The 17,365-nt window shown below is 60.0% G+C and carries 15 protein-coding genes; 9 read left to right on the top strand and 6 right to left on the bottom strand.

The window, feature by feature from the left end; all coding sequences use genetic code 11:
- Positions 1-6 precede the first annotated feature (6 nt).
- On the bottom strand, positions 7-1,353 hold the full coding sequence (gene algB / locus JOE29_RS23820) for a sigma-54-dependent response regulator transcription factor AlgB (protein ID WP_003318895.1): 1,347 nt from the start codon (positions 1,351-1,353) through the stop codon (positions 7-9).
- A gap of 197 nt (positions 1,354-1,550) precedes the next feature.
- Between algB and JOE29_RS23815 the strand changes: the two genes are divergently transcribed.
- The 4 genes from JOE29_RS23815 to JOE29_RS23800 all read left to right on the top strand — a co-directional run bounded on the left by JOE29_RS23815 (position 1,551) and on the right by JOE29_RS23800 (position 3,595).
- Positions 1,551-2,390, top strand: coding sequence for a BON domain-containing protein (locus tag JOE29_RS23815; RefSeq protein ID WP_003347445.1), 840 nt, complete (start codon positions 1,551-1,553; stop codon positions 2,388-2,390).
- Between the two features lie 229 nt (positions 2,391-2,619).
- Positions 2,620-2,907, top strand: coding sequence for a hypothetical protein (locus tag JOE29_RS23810; RefSeq protein ID WP_017278618.1), 288 nt, complete (start codon positions 2,620-2,622; stop codon positions 2,905-2,907).
- A gap of 53 nt (positions 2,908-2,960) precedes the next feature.
- Positions 2,961-3,125 (top strand): DUF1328 domain-containing protein, encoded by a 165-nt coding sequence (locus JOE29_RS23805; RefSeq protein ID WP_002555679.1) that lies wholly within the window; start codon positions 2,961-2,963, stop codon positions 3,123-3,125.
- Between the two features lie 2 nt (positions 3,126-3,127).
- The gene (locus tag JOE29_RS23800; RefSeq protein WP_010413450.1) at positions 3,128-3,595 is read left to right on the top strand and encodes an inhibitor of vertebrate lysozyme family protein; all 468 of its coding nucleotides are present in this window, start codon (positions 3,128-3,130) and stop codon (positions 3,593-3,595) included.
- Between the two features lie 254 nt (positions 3,596-3,849).
- Here JOE29_RS23800 and JOE29_RS23795 read toward each other — a convergent pair whose 3' ends face one another.
- Positions 3,850-5,160: an ATP-binding protein gene (locus JOE29_RS23795; RefSeq protein ID WP_058445444.1), complete on the bottom strand. Its 1,311-nt coding sequence runs from the start codon at positions 5,158-5,160 to the stop codon at positions 3,850-3,852.
- A 162-nt stretch (positions 5,161-5,322) separates the two neighbouring features.
- On the bottom strand, positions 5,323-6,063 hold the full coding sequence (gene ompR, locus JOE29_RS23790; RefSeq protein WP_003318889.1) for a two-component system response regulator OmpR: 741 nt from the start codon (positions 6,061-6,063) through the stop codon (positions 5,323-5,325).
- Between the two features lie 299 nt (positions 6,064-6,362).
- On the opposite strand from ompR, the gene JOE29_RS23785 reads away from it, so the two are divergent.
- The 3 genes from JOE29_RS23785 (at position 6,363) to gshA (ending at position 10,899) form a co-directional block, all read left to right on the top strand.
- On the top strand, positions 6,363-8,681 hold the full coding sequence (locus tag JOE29_RS23785) for a Tex family protein (RefSeq protein ID WP_003425961.1): 2,319 nt from the start codon (positions 6,363-6,365) through the stop codon (positions 8,679-8,681).
- Positions 8,681-9,064, top strand: coding sequence for a PaaI family thioesterase (locus JOE29_RS23780; protein WP_003314033.1), 384 nt, complete (start codon positions 8,681-8,683; stop codon positions 9,062-9,064). Before JOE29_RS23785 ends, JOE29_RS23780 begins: the two co-directional genes overlap by 1 nt.
- A 242-nt stretch (positions 9,065-9,306) precedes the next feature.
- On the top strand, positions 9,307-10,899 hold the full coding sequence (gshA, locus tag JOE29_RS23775) for a glutamate--cysteine ligase (protein WP_210079921.1): 1,593 nt from the start codon (positions 9,307-9,309) through the stop codon (positions 10,897-10,899).
- Between the two features lie 314 nt (positions 10,900-11,213).
- Here gshA and argA read toward each other — a convergent pair whose 3' ends face one another.
- Positions 11,214-12,512: an amino-acid N-acetyltransferase gene (gene argA, locus JOE29_RS23770; RefSeq protein ID WP_074953743.1), complete on the bottom strand. Its 1,299-nt coding sequence runs from the start codon at positions 12,510-12,512 to the stop codon at positions 11,214-11,216.
- 140 nt (positions 12,513-12,652) lie between these two features.
- Complete coding sequence (gene argE, locus JOE29_RS23765) at positions 12,653-13,801, bottom strand: acetylornithine deacetylase (RefSeq protein ID WP_003347457.1); 1,149 nt, start codon at positions 13,799-13,801, stop codon at positions 12,653-12,655.
- 163 nt (positions 13,802-13,964) lie between these two features.
- On the opposite strand from argE, the gene JOE29_RS23760 reads away from it, so the two are divergent.
- A complete protein-coding gene (locus JOE29_RS23760; RefSeq protein WP_180274154.1) occupies positions 13,965-15,332 on the top strand; it encodes a CYTH domain-containing protein in 1,368 nt (455 codons plus the stop codon).
- A 986-nt stretch (positions 15,333-16,318) separates the two neighbouring features.
- On the opposite strand, the gene JOE29_RS23755 is transcribed toward JOE29_RS23760, so the two are convergent.
- On the bottom strand, positions 16,319-16,789 hold the full coding sequence (locus JOE29_RS23755) for an Lrp/AsnC family transcriptional regulator (protein ID WP_003305413.1): 471 nt from the start codon (positions 16,787-16,789) through the stop codon (positions 16,319-16,321).
- Between the two features lie 125 nt (positions 16,790-16,914).
- Here JOE29_RS23755 and JOE29_RS23750 point away from each other — a divergent pair, with 125 nt between their 5' ends.
- A complete protein-coding gene (locus tag JOE29_RS23750; RefSeq protein WP_016566914.1) occupies positions 16,915-17,262 on the top strand; it encodes a hypothetical protein in 348 nt (115 codons plus the stop codon).
- Positions 17,263-17,365: the final 103 nt, after the last annotated feature.

Below are 17,365 nucleotides of genomic sequence, written 5' to 3'. Positions count from 1 at the left end.
GGTATTTCATAGGTTGTACTGTTTTCGTTTGCGGTAAAGCGTCGAAGCATCGATACCCAGGGTCTTGGCGGCCTGATCAAGGGTCTCACTGGTTGCCAGTACGGCCCCGATGTGCGCCTTTTCAAGCTCGTCCAGACTCAAGGCCGCTCCCACCCGCGGTGCGTTGTTGGTCGGTTGCTCAGCCATGCCCAAATGACTGACCTCCACGCGCTCCTGTGGACAGATAATGCTGGCTCGCTCGATCACGTTGCGCAGCTCACGAATGTTGCCCGGCCAGCGGTAATTGAGCAGCGCCGCACGGGCCTCCTCGCTGAAGCCGCGAGCCGGACGGGCGTACTCCTTGACGAAACGCGCCAGAAAGCGGTCCGCCAGGGTCAGAATGTCTTCGCTGCGCTCACGCAGGGCTGGCAGATTCAGGGTAATCACGTTCAGGCGGTACAGCAGATCCTCACGGAAACGTCCGCTGCGCACCATGTCCTCAAGGTTGAGGTTGGTGGCGGCCAGGATGCGCACGTCGGCACGTCGGGTCACCGGGTCACCGACGCGCTCGTATTCCTTGTCCTGAATGAAGCGCAGCAACTTGGGCTGCAGCGTCAGCGGAAAGTCACCGATTTCGTCGAGAAACAGGGTGCCGCCATCGGCCTGATTGACGCGACCCAGCGTACTTTCGCTGGCACCGGTAAAGGCGCCGCGGCTGTGGCCGAACAGTTCGCTTTCCATCAGTTCTGCAGTCAGCGATGGGCAGTTGATCGTGACGCAGGACTTCTTGGCGCGTTTGCTCCAGCCATGAATCGCCCTGGCCAGCTCGCCCTTACCGGTACCCGACTCGCCCAGAATCAGGATGTTGGCATCGGTTACCGCAACCTGACGGGCCGTTTCCAGAATGGCCATCATCGAAGGGCTGTGGGAATCCAGACCATCCTTGGGCTTGCGAACCTCACCTTCCAGTGCTTCGAGACGTGCAGACAGTTGTCGAACTTCAAGCTGCTTGGCCGTCGCAAGACGCAACTGGTCAGGACTGCACGGCTTGACCAGGTAGTCGGCTGCGCCAGCCTGAATGGCATCGACAGCCGTATCCACCGCCGAATGGGCAGTCACGATCACCACACGCATCCACGGCGCCTGAATCCGCATCTGCGCCAGAACGTCCAGGCCATTGTCTTCGCCCAGACGCAAATCGAGAAAGCACAGATCGAATACTTGACGCTGCATGAGCGTGTCGGCCTGGGCTGCGCTGTTGGCAGTGGCAACACTGTAGCCTTCGTCTTCCAGACAGTACCGGAAAGTGCGGAGGATGGCGGACTCATCGTCCACAAGCAGAATACGGCCCTGATTCTCAGTGGCTGCTTCCATTTTTCCTACGCTCCTTAATGAATTGTCTCAGTTAGTCTCGGAATCATCGGGCAAGTTGCATGGTCAATTCTGATTGATTCTTCGGCATGCATGGTAGCTTTCTGATCAGCTAATGGCGAACAGCCTGACTAATCCGCGTTTATGCCGTCAAAACCGTCTATTCGGAGACGAAATCTCACCGCAAAAGGAACACTCCTATGTTTTCACTGAAAAAGATTGCTCTGATCACCGCCGCCGCTGCGCTACTGGGCAGCGGCCCGGTACTCGCCCAGCCTGATCTGCCCACTCAGCTCACCGAGGCGCGTCAGGAAGGCTCGATCTGGACAGCTTTCGCGCTGAACAAGCATCTGAGCCCGTTCAAGATCGATGTGGGTGTCGAGCAAGGCACTGCGACGCTCAAGGGCAAGGTTGAAAACGAAGTGGACCGCGAGCTGGCCGAGCGCATCGCACTGGATACCAAAGGCATCGAAAAGGTCGACAACCAGCTCGAGGTGGATCCTGCTGTCGCCACCGAGCCTGGCACCCGGACCAACATGGCTCAGCGGTTCGAGGATGCAACGCTGGTCGCAACGGTGAAATCCAAGCTGCTGTGGAGCAGCGTGACCGAAGCGCTGAATATCGAGGTCGACAGCAAGGACGGCGTCATCACCCTCAAGGGCCGGGCACAGAGTCCCGAAGCCAAAGAGCTGGCGGGTAGCCTGGCCAGCAATACCGATGGAGTGGTCAGCGTCAACAACCTGATCAGCCTCAGCGCAGCCGACTCGATTGCGGCCAAGACCCAGCCACAGTCGCTGACCCCGACCGAGGAAATGAGTGACGCCTGGATCACCAGCAAGGTCAAGGCAAGCCTGATCTACAGCCGCACGCTGGATGGGCTGAACATCAAAGTGGACACCAAGGCCGGTGTCGTCAGCCTGAATGGCGTGGTTGCCAACTTCGCCGAGAAAGAACTGGCGGTGGAAATCGCGAAAAACATTCGTGGTGTCAAAGGCGTCAACGGCGACGCGCTGAAGGTCATGGCACGCAGCGCAGGCTGAGGGTTCAGCGCCATCGCGCTGAGCGCTTCGTGCAGAACGCACGATTACAAAGGGGTAATCGTGCAGCTTGCTGGTAACATGCCCTCACCAAACTTATTAACCCATTGATTTTAAAGAAATTTATATCGATCAAAAAACTGGCATGCAGTCTGCAATAACCCATTCAACAAAGGTCGATCCACAACGACCCATCAGATTGAATGCCCACTCAGGCAAGGGGATTTTGCAGATGAACAGCCAGCGTATTGCACAATTGCGTATCTCTCCCCTGCACCTTCAGCAAGGTCTTTTTCTGCTTCTTACCTTGCTCGTCACTCTGATCGCCATTCAGCAGTTCCAGCGTTGGAATCAAGCCAACGAGGCAGCTCAACCGAAACAGCAATTCATCCAGACCAGCAGCACCTCCTACCGCGGTGTTAGTGCACCAGCGGTCAAGGACATGTCCTCAAGCCTGCGTAATGTCGACGGCCTGGTTTCTGTAGATGAAGTCGCTCCACAGCAAAAATGGGTTTTCTGACCCGACCTTAAAAGCAGCACCCTTATTAAAACGGCATCAAAAGGAGTATCACCATGTTGAGTTGGGCAATCACGTTTCTGATCATCGCTATCGTCGCTGCAGTACTGGGCTTCGGTGGTATCGCGGGCACGGCTACTGGTATCGCCAAGATCCTGTTCGTCGTCTTCCTGGTGATGTTCGTTGTGTCGTTCTTCTTCGGTCGTCGCGGTCGAGGCTGATAATGCACACGTCATTTCGCACACTGGCCGCCGCCCTGTTGATGGGTGGCAGTGCCATGGTCATGGCAGCCAATGATGGGCAGTCTCGGGTCAATGAGCTTCTAAGCTCCGCCCCCGAGTACCGCACCACTTGGGCGAAGGTCATCAAGAAGGAAGAGCGTTTGCCGGATTGGGTGATCAACCTGTCCGGTGCTTCCGAGCAGCAGATGACAGCGGCCCGTGAGGACGATGACAATTATCTGGTTGGACCGCTTTGCGAGACGGCCGATACGTGCAAAAGCAAGCGCCTGATCGTGGCTTTCAGCCTCGACAAGAAAGATGCTTATGCCATGTTGGTTGAAGTGCCTGCCGGTCTTCCTGCAGACAAATCGCCAACACGTCACGCGACCTACCGTTACCTGGGTAAGCCTGACGAGGGTATGCAAAAGCTCTTGAATGAAGAGCTGCGCAAGGACCCTAACTGGTATTGATCCAGAAGAAAGGTGTCGGCTCAGGAGTCGACACTTTTCGGCTTTGTGCGGCCTGAGGAAGGTACGCGCATGACCAAGGGGCCGGGACGCGTTGATCAAGTGGATCGGCGTGACCTAGGGGTACAGGGAGTACCTCCGCCAAGGGCCGGGTCAGGCAAGCCGCCGTGCAAGACCACGAGAATGCGTCGACGTTTCGAACGCTTCCTGTGACCGTGTGCGGCGCTTTATATTTCCCTTCTCGCTTCGCCCTCTTGTTAAATTGCATCCCTCGGCAGCATCAGCCCCAGTGGCAGCCTTACGCGTGCTTCCAGTCCGCCTCCCGAACGATTTCTCAACTCGACGTTGCCGCCGTGCATGGCAGCGATACGCTTGACGATGGCCAGGCCGAGGCCGGTGCCCTTGCCGCTGCGGGCGCGATCACCACGAATGAACGGGTTGAAGATGGTGTCCAGCTCGGACGGATCGATGCCCGCGCCCCTGTCCAGCACGCTCAACACCACGTAAGGCGCGTTTCGGTCACCGGATACATAGGCGGCGACTTCGATACCGTTACCGGCGTGGTGCTTGGCGTTGCCAATCAGATTGGTCAGCAGGCGCTTCATCGAGACGCGGCGCAGCGGGAACGGCGGAATGGGCTCCAGGCACAGACGAATGCTGTCTTCATCGTCATTGAAGGGGGCAACCACATCGCGCACCAGGTGCCCCAGATCGACCTCTTCGATCTCTTCGTCGCGCCCATCGCGGATGAACGCCAGGAACTGATCGAGAATGGCGTCCATGTCCTCGATATCACGCACCATGCCTTCGGAGAACTCATTGTCGTTCATCAGTTCGAGAGACAGGCGCAGGCGCGTCAGCGGTGTGCGCAAGTCGTGGGAAACACCGGCCAGCATCAGCTCGCGCTCCTGCCCGGCCTGCTCGACGTCTTCGGCCATCTGATTGAAGGCCCGGTAGACTTCGGTCATCTCGCTCGGCGTGTCGCTGACCGGCAGGCGTACGCTGCGCCCCTGCCCCAACTGGCGCGCCGCAAACACCAGACGCTTGAGCGGCTGACTCAGTTGACGCACGAAAATCCAGGCAGATGCCGTGGAAAGCAATCCGATGGCCAGGAACCAGCCCAGCACGTTCCAGATTTTCTGACCGCGCAACGGGTGCGGATAAAGCGGCACTTTCAGCCAGCCGTCACCCAGGCTCGGCGCTCGCACCCACAGCGCGGGTGGCGCGTGTACCCGCAGACGCACTTCCGTATCGGCGCCCAGCTCAGCCTGCATCTGCCGCTGATAGATCTCACTGTAAGGCCAGTGCTGCTCGCCTTCCGGCACGCCACCGCCCACCACCCGAATCAGACCCGCCGCCTCGGCAATCGCATCGCGATCGTTTTCACCGGCTGCCCAGTACGCGCGCAGGGTCAGAGCAACGCCGTGGCTGTATTGCCTGTCGACCAGCACGTCTTCGTTCATCAGCAGATAAACCAGCGTCAGGGCCTTGGAAAACAGCACGACGATGAGCACCAGCCAGAGCGTGCGGGAGAAAAAGCTTTGCGGGAACCAGAGCGGAGTCTTCATAACTGCAGCCATACACTTTGCAGGGCGAGCGGGGCTCGCAGGTTTGCCGAACGCGGGCCGGACCCGATGGACGAACGCAAAAAACCAGTACGTCGATAAACCTGTAAAGATTATCGACGTGACTGGCAGCAATGACGGATTTCTGGGCCGACAACCGGGTAATCAGCGACTTCCGGCGCCGTCCGGAACGAATACATAACCTACGCCCCAGACCGTCTGGATATAACGGGGCTTGGAAGGGTCAGGCTCGATCAGACGACGCAGACGGGAAATCTGCACGTCGATGGATCGCTCCAGCGCATCCCACTCCCGGCCACGCGCCAGGTTCATCAGTTTGTCGCGGGTCAGCGGCTCGCGAGCGTGCATGACCAGCGCTTTCAGTACCGCGAATTCACCGGTGGTGAGCATGTGCACTTCTTCACCGCGCTTGAGCTCGCGGGTTGCCAGAGACAGCACGTAGTCACCGAAACTGACCGACTCGTCTTCGCTGCCAGGGGCGCCGGGCACCGGTGCCGCCTGACGACGCAACACCGCCTTGACCCGCGCCATCAGCTCGTCCGGGTTGAACGGCTTGGCCAGATAATCGTCAGCCCCCAGTTCGAGCCCCTTGATGCGGCTCAGCTCATCGCCCTTGGCGGTCAGCATGATAATCGGCACCTGATTGTTCGCGGCACGCAGACGACGACAGGCTGAAAGGCCGTCTTCGCCGGGCAGCATCAGGTCCAGCACCACAAGGTTGAACACCTCGCGGGCCAGTAACCGGTCCATTTGCTCCACATTTGCCACGGCGCGGGCACGATAGCCCTTGCTGGTGAAAAAACGTTCCAGGAGGCTGCTCAGCCCCGGATCGTCATCGACAATAAGGATTTTTTCGCCTTCGGCATTTTGTGCGGTGCTGCTCATCGGATGCTCCTCTGATCTCGGGGCGCATTATGGCGTAGCTGCGGTGATGCGCACCTTGTGCATTGTTAGCAGATTTTACTGGAGGCGACACTTGTGCCTGCGTTTTCGCCGAAAAAACACCCCATTTATCGGCCGATCCCCTAATCCGGCTTCGCTGGGTATAATGCGCCGCCCTCGAAGTCAGGCAACGCCGGACTCATGGCGGTTCGCCAGCCCTGAAAATAAATGCTGGCGCACGATACCCAGGCAAGGCAATTCGTACATAGCCCAGTTTTTTGCTCACAACTCCAGGTGGTTTTATGGACAGCATCAACAGCCGCATCGCCGAAGAACTCGGCGTACGCCCACAACAGGTCGCAGCGGCCGTAGCACTACTGGATGAAGGCTCGACCGTGCCCTTCATTTCCCGCTACCGCAAGGAAGTGACCGGCAGTCTTGATGACACGCAACTGCGCCATCTGGAAGAGCGCCTGCGTTATCTGCGTGAACTGGACGAGCGGCGCGTCAGCATTCTTGCCAGCATCGAAGAGCAAGGCAAGCTGACCCCGGAGCTGGCCCGCGATATCAAGTTGGCCGACACCAAGACCCGCCTCGAAGACTTGTACCTGCCTTATAAGCAGAAACGCCGCACCAAGGGCCAGATCGCCCTTGAAGCCGGGTTGGGCGAGCTGGCCGACGGCCTGTTCAACGACCCGAGCCTGGCTCCGGAAGCAGAAGCAGCCCGCTTCGTCGACGCGGATAAAGGCGTTGCTGATGTAAAGGCTGCGCTGGAAGGCGCCAAGTACATTCTGATGGAGCGCTTTGCCGAAGATGCCTCGCTGCTGGACAAGCTGCGCAGCTTCCTCAAGCAGGAAGCGGTGATCAGCGCACGCGTGGTGCCGGGCAAGGAAGAGGAAGGCGCCAAGTTCCGCGACTACTTCGAACACGACGAACCGCTCAAGAGCATGCCGTCGCACCGTGCGCTGGCGATTTTCCGCGGTCGTAACGAAGGCTTCCTGAGCTCGGCACTGAAAGTCGGTGAAGAATTGCCGGGCGCCATGCACCCGTGCGAGCTGATGATCGGTGAGCGTTTCGGCATCCAGAACCAGAACCGCCCGGCAGACAAATGGCTGGCCGAAGTGGTGCGCTGGACCTGGAAGGTCAAGCTGTACAGCCACCTTGAAACCGATCTGCTGGGTGAGCTGCGTGACGGCGCGGAAACCGAAGCGATCAATGTCTTCGCCCACAACCTGCACGACCTGTTGCTGGCCGCTCCGGCCGGTCAGCGCGCCACGCTGGGCCTCGATCCTGGCCTGCGCACCGGCTGCAAGGTCGCCGTGGTCGACGCCACCGGCAAGCTGCTCGACTACGCCACCGTCTATCCGCACGTACCGAAAAACCAGTGGGACCAGACCATCGCCGTACTGGCCGCACTGTGTGCCAAGCATTCGGTCGATCTGATTGCCATCGGCAACGGCACCGCCAGCCGCGAAACCGACAAGCTGGCTGCCGACCTGATCAAAAAATACCCAGGTCTGAAGATGACCAAGGTCATGGTCTCCGAAGCAGGCGCGTCGGTCTACTCGGCATCGGAACTGGCCGCCAAGGAATTCCCGGACCTCGACGTGTCGATCCGTGGCGCGGTGTCCATTGCCCGTCGCTTGCAGGACCCGCTCGCCGAACTGGTGAAAATCGACCCGAAATCCATCGGGGTCGGCCAGTACCAGCACGACGTTTCGCAGCTCAAGCTGGCGCGCGGACTGGATGCAGTGGTGGAAGACTGCGTAAACGCCGTGGGCGTGGATGTGAACACGGCCTCCGTGGCGCTGCTGGCACGCATTTCCGGCCTCAACACCACGCTGGCGCAGAACATCGTTGCGCATCGTGATGAAAACGGCGCGTTCAAAACCCGCGCGGCGCTGAAGAAAGTCAGCCGCCTGGGCGAAAAGACCTTTGAACAGGCCGCCGGCTTCTTGCGCGTCATGACCGGTGACAACCCGCTCGACGCCTCCGCCGTTCACCCGGAAGCCTACCCGCTGGTGCAGCGCATTGCGGCTGAAACCGACCGCGATATTCGCTCGCTGATCGGCGACGCCAGCTTTCTCAAGCGTCTGGACCCGAAAAAATTCACCGACGAGACCTTTGGTCTGCCGACTGTGACAGACATCCTCCAGGAACTCGAAAAGCCGGGCCGCGATCCGCGTCCGGAGTTCAAGACCGCAGAGTTTCAGGACGGGGTCGAAGACCTCAAGGACCTGCAACTGGGGATGATCCTAGAAGGCGTGGTCACCAACGTCACCAACTTCGGTGCATTCGTCGATATCGGCGTGCATCAGGACGGTCTGGTGCACATCTCGGCGTTGTCCGAGAAGTTCATCAAGGACCCGCGTGAAGCGGTCAAGGCCGGTGATGTGGTGAAAGTGAAGGTCATGGAAGTCGATATCCCGCGCAAACGCGTCGGCCTGTCGATGCGCATGAGCGACACGCCTGGCGAGAAAATCGATGGTGCACGCGGTGCCCGTCCAGGTTCTTCGCCTCGCCAGAACAACGCGCCGCGCAAGGAAACCACTGCCCCAGCGCCCGCCAACAATGCCATGGCGTCGCTGTTCGCCAATGCCAAGCAACTGAAGAAGCGCTGATGGATATTCCTGAAGATCTGACCCACAGCGCCTACTTCAAGATGCTCGGCTGCGAGCTGCGGCGTCTGGACGAGGGCGTTGCCGAGGTTGCGTTGCCGCTGGAGGCGCACCTGCGCAATCGCGGCAACGTGATGCACGGCGGTGCAATCTTCAGCCTGGTCGATATCGCCATGGGCCTGGCCTGTTCCAGCGTTCACGGTTTCGACCAGCGCAGCGTGACCATCGAGTGCAAGATCAACTACGTGCGTGGCGTCTCCGAGGGCGAAGTCCTGTGCATCGCCAAGGTGCTGCACGCAGGTCGCCGCACGCTGGTGGTCGAGGCCGAAGTCGTTCAGGGCGACAAGCTTGTGGCCAAAGCCCAAGGCACATTTGCGGTGATCTAGACTTGATCGAGGGCTGATGAACAGCATCCCTGCGAACTGAACCTAGCCGTACTGACATCATTTGGGTTAATTTCGGCACCATTAGCGTGGTGCCGAGTCCATTTGGGTAGTACGACAAAGAGCAGTGATTGTGAACAGGCGCTACTGACCAACCAGGCGACTACGCCAGTTCCTTTCTTCACCCTTGTAGACCGTCAAGTCCACCCCCATATCGGGGCGACCGATGCGTGAAGGATTACACCTTGAGCGAACTTTTAAACCGTCGTCTTGCATTGCTCGGCGAGCGTAACAACCTCTCTCTTCTGGAGCAGTGCCTGCACGGTATCGAGCGTGAGTGCCTGCGCGTTACCGCAACGGCAGAACTGGCCCGGACGCCCCACCCGCAAGCTCTGGGTGCCGCCCTGACCAACGGTCAGGTGACGACCGATTATTCCGAATCGCTGCTGGAGTTCATCACACCAGCCTTGAAGAACCCGGCCGAGACCATCGACAACCTGGACCGGGTCCACCGCTTCGTTTACAGCAAGCTGGGTGACGAGCTGCTGTGGAGCCCGTCGATGCCATGCCCGTTGCCCGATGAAGAGCACATACCGATCGCCTATTACGGCACGTCGAACATCGGCAAGCTCAAGTACGTGTACCGCAAGGGCCTGGCGCTGCGTTATGGCAAGACCATGCAGTGCATTGCCGGCATTCACTACAATTTCTCGTTGCCGGAAGACGCCTGGGCGCTGCTCAAGCAGACCGAGGACTTTGCAGGCGATGCGCGCGACTACCAGTCGCATTCCTACATTGCGCTGATCCGTAACTTCCGCCGCTACAGCTGGCTGCTGATGTACCTGTTCGGCGCTTCACCGGCACTCGACGCGGGTTTCCTGCGCGGCCGCAAGCATCAGCTGGAGCAACACTTCGACGCAGACACCCTGTATCTGCCGTACGCCACCAGTCTGCGTATGAGCGACCTGGGTTATCAGAGTGACGCCCAGGCCGACCTGACCCCTTGCTACAACGATCTGGTCAGCTACACCGACAGCCTGCGCAAGGCCGTGGCCACGCCTTACAAGCCTTACGTCGAGGTCGGCACTCACGACCAGAACGGCGAATGGGTACAGCTCAACACCAACGTGCTGCAGATCGAGAACGAGTACTACTCCAACATTCGCCCCAAGCGTGTGACCTATAGCGGCGAACGCCCTATTCAGGCACTGGTGGCCCGTGGTGTGCAGTACGTCGAAGTGCGCTGCCTGGACATCAACCCGTTCCTGCCGACCGGCATCAGCTTGGAGCAGTCGCGCTTTATCGATGCCTTCGTGCTGTATTGCGCCCTTGAGGAAAGCCAGCAACTGGCCAGCCACGAGTGCTCCAACGCAAGCTCGAACTTCCTGTCAGTGGTCAAGGAAGGACGTCGCCCGGGCCTGAGCCTGATGCGTGACAACCGCCCTGTCGATCTCAAGACCTGGGCAACCGAGTTGGTGGAGAAGATCACGCCGATTGCCCGCTTGCTCGATCAGGCTCAGGGCACCGATGAGCACCTCAAATCGATTGCCGTGCAACAGGCCAAGATCGACGATACCGCGCTCACACCGTCTGCCCAGGTGCTGGCCAGCATGGAAGCGCATAACGAGGGCTTTACCGCGTTTTCCCTGCGCCAGAGCCAGGTCCACGCCGAATACTTCCGCACTCACCCGCTGAGCGCCGAAGAACAGGCACACTTCGAAGCCCTGGCCAAAACCTCCATCGAGGAACAGGTCGAGCTGGAAGCAACGGAAGAAGTGGTGGATTTCGACACGTTCGTGGGTTCGTATCAGGCGAGCATTCTGTCGATCAGTAACTGATCGTGCAATTACTGTGGGGAGCTTGCTCGCGAAGGTGCCGGTGCAGGCGCGACTATCGTGCGGCGCTCTGCGTCGCATGCCTTTCTGGACGCTCCGCGTCCTCTTGACGACGCAGAGCGTCGCGAACTGCATTCCCACGCTGGAGCGTGAGGAACGATCATCTCAACTATCGTGCCCAATGCTCTGCGCTTCTGCCCGAAGGGCGTGGGTGAGCTTGCTCACGAAAGGGACGATTCAAACGCCCCTTTCTGGGGGCTCGTTCCAGCCTCTTCGTGAGCAAGCTTACTCCCACAAAATATAGTCCGCACCCAGGCTTATATCGCCTTCTCGAAGATCTTTGAGTTTCTCTGGAAGTTGTACAACGACGCACGCGCGCTTGGCAGGCGGTCGACGCTGCTGGGTTCGAAACCGCGTTCGCGGAACCAGTGTGCGGTGCGGGTGGTGAGGACGAACAGGGTCTTGATACCCAAGGCCCGGGCGCGGTTTTCAATACGCTCCAGCAACTCGTCGCCACGGCCACCATGCCGGTATTCCGGATTGACGGCCAGACACGCCAGCTCGCCCGACTCCGAATCGGCAATCGGATACAGCGCAGCACAGGCGATGATCAGCCCTTCGCGCTCGACCACGCTGAACTGGGTAATCTCGCGCTCCAGCACTTCGCGGGAGCGGCGTACCAGGATGCCCTGCTCTTCCAGCGGCGTGATCAGGTCCATCAAACCGCCGACGTCCTCGATGGCCGCTTCGCGCACCTGTTCGAACTGCTCCTGCGCGACCAGCGTGCCGCCGCCGTCACGGGTAAACAGTTCGGTCAGCAGCGCGCCGTTCTCGGCATAACTGACGATATGGCTGCGCGCCACGCCGCCACGGCAAGCCTCGGCCGCAGCGTCCAGCAGTTCCGCTTGATAGTTGGCACCCAGGCGCTGCAAGTGCGCGGGCACCTGCTGAGGACGCAGTTCGCGCACCAGCCGGCCCTGCTCGTCCAGCAAGCCGGTTTCGGCGCCGAACAGCAACAGTTTGTCAGCGGCCAGATCGATGGCTGCGCGGGTAGCGACGTCTTCGCAGGCCAGATTGAAAATCTCGCCCGTCGGTGAATAACCCAATGGCGACAGCAGCACGATATGGCGCTCGTCCAGCAGGCGATTGATACCCTTGCGGTCGACCCGGCGCACTTCGCCGGTGTGCTGATAATCGACACCCTCAAGCACGCCGATAGGCCGTGCGGTGACGACGTTGCCGCTGGTCACTCGTAACCGCGAGCCCTGCATGGGCGAGGCGGCCATGTCCATCGACAGACGCGCCTCGATCGAAATGCGCAGTTGACCCACGGCATCGATCACGCACTCCAGCGTTTCGGTATCGGTGATCCGCAGGTCACGGTGGTAACGCGGCGTAATCCCGCGCTGGGCCAGACGGCTTTCAATCTGCGGACGGGAACCGTGAACCAGCACCAGACGCACGCCCAGGCTGTGCAGCAGGACCAGGTCGTGGACGATATTGCCGAAATTGGGGTGCGCAACGCCGTCGCCGGGCAGCATGACGACGAAGGTGCAATCGCGGTGAGCATTGATGTACGGAGACGCGTGGCGAAGCCAATTGACGTATTCGGGCATGACAACAAGAGCCTGTAGAAAAAATGGACGAAGAAAAGAAGCACGCACAACGGTGTGGTGGTTATCGTCGGAACAGGCTTGGCAGCACGCGCAGTCTCCTTTTGCTCAAGATACTTTGATTAATACGGGCTATGCCTGACTCACTGGGGCGTCAGGCAGTAATGTTCGATCAATTGACGTAACAGACGCACTGTAGGGTCAAGACGTGACATTTCGAGGTATTCCCCCGGCTGATGCGCACAGGCGATGTCGCCCGGGCCAAGCACCAGTGTCTCGCAGCCGAGGCGCTGAAGATAAGGCGCTTCGGTGCCGAATGCTACTGCTGCGGCCGTATGACCGGTCAGGCGTTCAGCGACACGCACGAGTTCAGCGTCAGCGACCTGCTCGAACGGCGCGCATTCGGGGAACAATGGCGCGTAGTCGATCTGTACCTGATGCAGCTCGGCCAGCGGCTGCAGCTTCTGCCGAATGGCCGAGCGCAGCATCTCCGGGTCCATGCCCGGCAGCGGGCGCAGGTCGAATTCCAGCGAGCACTGGCCACAAATCCGGTTCGGGTTGTCGCCGCCATGAATACAGCCCAGGTTCAGCGTCGGCTGCGGCACCGTGAATTGCGGGTTGCGGTACTTCGCCTGCCACTGCGTGCGCAGGCCCTTGAGTTCGCTGATGGCGTCGTGCATGGCTTCGAGTGCGCTGTGCCCAAGGCTCGGGTCGGAGGAATGGCCGCTGCGCCCGAGAATATCGATGCGCTCCATCATCACGCCCTTGTGCAGGCGGATCGGCTTGAGCCCGGTCGGCTCGCCAATCACTGCCGCACGACCCAGCGGGCGGCCGGCGTCGGCCAGCGCGCGGGCACCGGCCATCGAGCTTTCCTCGTCGCAGGTGGCGAGGATCAGCAGCGGCTGCTTGAACGGCTGATCAACAAGGCCACGCACCGCTTCGATGACCAGCGCAAAGAAGCCCTTCATGTCGCAACTGCCCAGCCCGACCCAGCGGCCATCCACCTCGGTCAGCTTCAAGGGGTCGGTCTTCCACAGTGCCTCATCGAACGGCACGGTATCGCTGTGCCCCGCCAGTACCAGACCGCCTGGGCCTGTTCCGTAGGTCGCCAGCAGATTGAACTTGCCGGGCGACACTTGCTGGATGTCGCAGGCAAACCCCAGATCGCCCAGCCATCCGGCCAGCAGATCGATGACGGGACGGTTGCTCTGGTCCAGGGAAGGCTGAGTGCAGCTCACCGAGGGTACGGCGATCAGCGCGGCGAACTGGTCTTTCATGGACGGCAACGGCATGGACGCTTCCTGTAATCGAGACGGAACACGGCCCATCATAGGGCCATAGCAACCCAGGAATAAACCGTTTCGGGCCATGTCCTGTACACTGACGGCCTCAGCAGCCGTTCAATCATGGGCTGCGCTCCCGTTTATCCGTATCAGCGTTTGGATTCCCCCGGCCATGCAAAAAGAAACTGAAATCAAACTCCGCGTCAGCCGCGAGACCCTCGCTGCTCTGCGTGAACACCCGTTGCTCAAGAAGCGCAACAAGAGTGGCTGGGAGCGCCTTGAACTGTCTAACCAGTATTTCGATACCCCCGAAGGTGAGCTGGCGCAGGCCAAAGTCGCCCTGCGTATCCGCCGCGACGGCGATCAGATCATCCAGACCATGAAGACTCGCGGGCAGAGCGTGGCCGGTCTGTCCGAGCGCAATGAGTACAACTGGGACCTGAGCAAGGCCAAGCTGGACCTGAAAAAGCTCGAAGGCGATTGCTGGCCCGAGCAACTGGCCGATCTGGACAAGAAAACCATCAAGCCGCTGTTCACCACCGATTTCGTGCGTGAGAAAGCCGAGATTGCCTGGGGCCGTGGCAAGGCCAAAGTGGTGATCGAAGCCGCACTGGACTTGGGCCAGGTGGTGGCGGGCAAGCAGAAGGAAGAAATCTGCGAGCTGGAGCTCGAGCTGCGTGAAGGCGAACCTGCCGCGCTGCTGGAACTGGCTGCCGAGCTGGCTGCAACGCTGCCGCTGATGCCGTGTGATATCAGCAAGGCCGAGCGCGGCTACCGTCTGCTCGATGCCAGCAGCTACTCGCTGAGCCTGCATGCGCCCGCCCTGACTGCCGAAACGCCGCTGGACGACGCTTATTCCGCGCTGGCCTGGCATCTGCTGGGCAGCAGCCAGCGCCTGGCCGAGCAATACCGCTTCAACGGCCACTGGCGTCTGCTGCAGGACTGGGTCGAGATGCTCGCCGAACTGCGTGCTCTGACCAGCAGCCTCGGCCAGGCCGCGCCGCGCACCTCGACCGCACAACTGCGTACTGCGCTGGACGCCTTGCTGGAAGACTGGCGACCGCTGGTTCAGGCCGGGCAGGAAGATGCCGATGTCCGTGGTGCCGCCCACGAGCAATTCCTCGAAGAATTGCAGGACACGCGCTGGGGCGAGTTCTCGCTGAATACCTCACGCTGGTTGCTTTCCCGCAGCTGGACCGCCGAACGCAACACCCGCGGCAATCGTCAGGGCGCCGCGCTGTTGAGCAGTTGGCTGCCACGCCTGCTGGGCGAAGAAGCCACGTCCCTGCAACTGAGCCGTTATCAGCAGCAGCCGGAAGACCTGGCCGAGCAACTGCCCCGCATCGAGCGCATCCAGTCCTGGCTGCACTGGGCACGCGGCGCGCTGGACCTGCCGGAACTGGATCGCCTGTATGGCGAACTGCGCAAACTGGAAGAACTGGCGCATCTGGACATCAGCGACGAAGTCCTCGATGCCCGCGTGCAACAGGCAATCACCGTCTTCCAGAGCCGCGCCTGGAAAACCCTGCTGCGCTTGTAAGGCTGGATCAGAAGGCCGTAGAAGTGGACCAAGCGACGCTTCGTTTGTCCGCGAACTGCCTGAAACGTTTTAGGGCCGCTTCGCAGCCCATCGCGGACAAGTCCGCTCCTACGCCCTCCGGGCAGAAGCACTGCTGCAGGCCAGATCATTCAGCGTCATACGCAAGTCCGCTTCTGATTCTGCCCGAAGGGCGTGGGAGCAGACCGGGCGACGCTGCGCTTGTACATGATCTCCCGTTTTTTGTAGGAGCGGACAAGTCCGCTCCTACGCCCTCCGCTCCTACGCCCTCCGGGCAGAAGCACTGCTGCAGGCCAGATCATTCAGCGTCATACGCAAGTCCGCTTTTGATTCTGCCCGAAGGGCGTGGGAGCAGACCGGGCGACGCTGCGCTTGTACATGATCTCCCGTTTTTTGTAGGAGCGGACAAGTCCGCTCCTACGCCCTCTGGGCAGAAGCACTGCTGCAGGCCAGGTCATTCAGCGTCATACGCAAGTCCGCTTTTGATTCTGCCCAAAGGGCGTGGGAGCAGACCGGGCGACGCTGCGCTTGTACATGATCTCCCGTTTTTTGTAGGAGCGGACAAGTCCGCTCCTACGCCCTCCGGGCAGAAGCACTGCTGCAGGCCAGATCATTCAGCGTCATACGCAAGTCCGCTTTTGATTCTGCCCGAAGGGCGTGGGAGCAGACCGGGCGACGCTGCGCTTGTACATGATCTCCCGTTTTTTGTAGGAGCGGACAAGTCCGCTCCTACGCCCTCCGGGCAGAAGCACTGCTGCAGGCCAGGTCATTCAGCGTCATACGCAAGTCCGCTTCTGATTCTGCCCGAAGGGCGTGGGAGCAGACCGGGCGACGCTGCGCTTGTACATGATCTCCCGTTTTTTGTAGGAGCGGACTTGTCCGCGAACTGCCGGGAACCGGCAGCAAAACCAGTCACCTCGGTGCACGAGGCACAACCGAGGCGGGCGCAACTCCGGGCACCAGCCCCGTCAGCGCAGAAGCGGCAGGCTGGTGGTGGATTTGATCTCCGAGAGGGCCACTGTCGAGTTCACTTCCTGAATGCCGGGTACCAGCGACAGTTTTTCGAAGAAGAACCGCTCGTACGCCTCGATATCCGGCGTCACGATGCGCAGCAGAAAATCCACCGACCCCATCAGCACATAGCACTCCAGCACCTCCGGGAAGCCACGAATCGCGTCGGTGAACTCGGTGAAGTTGGAGCGCCCGTGGGCGTTGAGTTTTACCTCGGCGAATATCTGCGTGTTCAGACCGATTTTCTTGCGGTCCAGCAACGCCACCTGACGGCGAATCACCCCTTCATCCTTGAGCCGCTGAATGCGGCGCCAGCAGGGTGATTGCGACAGACCGACCTGCTCGGCAATCTGCGCACTGGAAAGCGAAGCGTCTTCCTGCAGCAGCGCCAGAATCCTGCGATCGTAACTGTCCAGCTCGATTTGCATAATTAATTTTCCGAAATAGCCTGCAGCGCATTAACAAGTCTTATAAAGACTAATCCACCCAATGATGGACCAGAAATTTCTTTTCACGCATGCAAAGATTTCCAGCATCCTTGTGGAGTATCAGCATGCCCAATCTCGAAGCCGTCACCCCCCCTTCCCAGCGTCCAGATAGCTGGTCGTCCAGCAATGCACAGTGCTGCGCACGCTACCGTATCTGCGCCGAAGCCGAGCCTGCCTTGCTCTGTCAGGTGTTGAACCTGTTTGCCATGCAGTATCTGATTCCCGACCAATTGAGTGCTGTGCAACAAGAGAGCCTGCTGCTCATCGACCTTCAGGTTTGCAGATTGAGCTGGCATCGAGCACAGGTGATTGGCGAAAAAATGCGCAACCTGATCGACGTCTGCTCAGTGGAAGTCGAGCAGGTCGACGTCCGGAATACTGCGCAATCCCGTGTCGCCCTGGCGACGGGCTGAATCAATTCGCCTGCTCCGGCAATTCCCGGTCGCATAGAACCAATAACGCTGTCACGCTTGGCGTCTACTCTTGTTCATCGTCCAATGACGAATTGCCTCAAGG

Source organism: Pseudomonas sp. PvP009, assembly GCF_017832995.1.
Lineage (GTDB): Bacteria > Pseudomonadota > Gammaproteobacteria > Pseudomonadales > Pseudomonadaceae > Aquipseudomonas > Aquipseudomonas syringae.
This window is presented reverse-complemented; position numbering and strand designations above follow the sequence as displayed.

What these genes read in the sequence shown, in the direction of transcription:
- algB (WP_003318895.1), bottom strand. Translation starts at nt 1,353, where the DNA reads ATGGAAGCAGCCACTGAGAATCAGGGCCGTATTCTGCTTGTGGACGAT.
- JOE29_RS23815 (WP_003347445.1), top strand. Translation starts at nt 1,551, where the DNA reads ATGTTTTCACTGAAAAAGATTGCTCTGATCACCGCCGCCGCTGCGCTA.
- JOE29_RS23810 (WP_017278618.1), top strand. Translation starts at nt 2,620, where the DNA reads ATGAACAGCCAGCGTATTGCACAATTGCGTATCTCTCCCCTGCACCTT.
- JOE29_RS23805 (WP_002555679.1), top strand. Translation starts at nt 2,961, where the DNA reads ATGTTGAGTTGGGCAATCACGTTTCTGATCATCGCTATCGTCGCTGCA.
- JOE29_RS23800 (WP_010413450.1), top strand. Translation starts at nt 3,128, where the DNA reads ATGCACACGTCATTTCGCACACTGGCCGCCGCCCTGTTGATGGGTGGC.
- JOE29_RS23795 (WP_058445444.1), bottom strand. Translation starts at nt 5,160, where the DNA reads ATGAAGACTCCGCTCTGGTTCCCGCAAAGCTTTTTCTCCCGCACGCTC.
- ompR (WP_003318889.1), bottom strand. Translation starts at nt 6,063, where the DNA reads ATGAGCAGCACCGCACAAAATGCCGAAGGCGAAAAAATCCTTATTGTC.
- JOE29_RS23785 (WP_003425961.1), top strand. Translation starts at nt 6,363, where the DNA reads ATGGACAGCATCAACAGCCGCATCGCCGAAGAACTCGGCGTACGCCCA.
- JOE29_RS23780 (WP_003314033.1), top strand. Translation starts at nt 8,681, where the DNA reads ATGGATATTCCTGAAGATCTGACCCACAGCGCCTACTTCAAGATGCTC.
- argA (WP_074953743.1), bottom strand. Translation starts at nt 12,512, where the DNA reads ATGCCCGAATACGTCAATTGGCTTCGCCACGCGTCTCCGTACATCAAT.
- argE (WP_003347457.1), bottom strand. Translation starts at nt 13,801, where the DNA reads ATGCCGTTGCCGTCCATGAAAGACCAGTTCGCCGCGCTGATCGCCGTA.
- JOE29_RS23760 (WP_180274154.1), top strand. Translation starts at nt 13,965, where the DNA reads ATGCAAAAAGAAACTGAAATCAAACTCCGCGTCAGCCGCGAGACCCTC.
- JOE29_RS23755 (WP_003305413.1), bottom strand. Translation starts at nt 16,789, where the DNA reads ATGCAAATCGAGCTGGACAGTTACGATCGCAGGATTCTGGCGCTGCTG.
- JOE29_RS23750 (WP_016566914.1), top strand. Translation starts at nt 16,915, where the DNA reads ATGCCCAATCTCGAAGCCGTCACCCCCCCTTCCCAGCGTCCAGATAGC.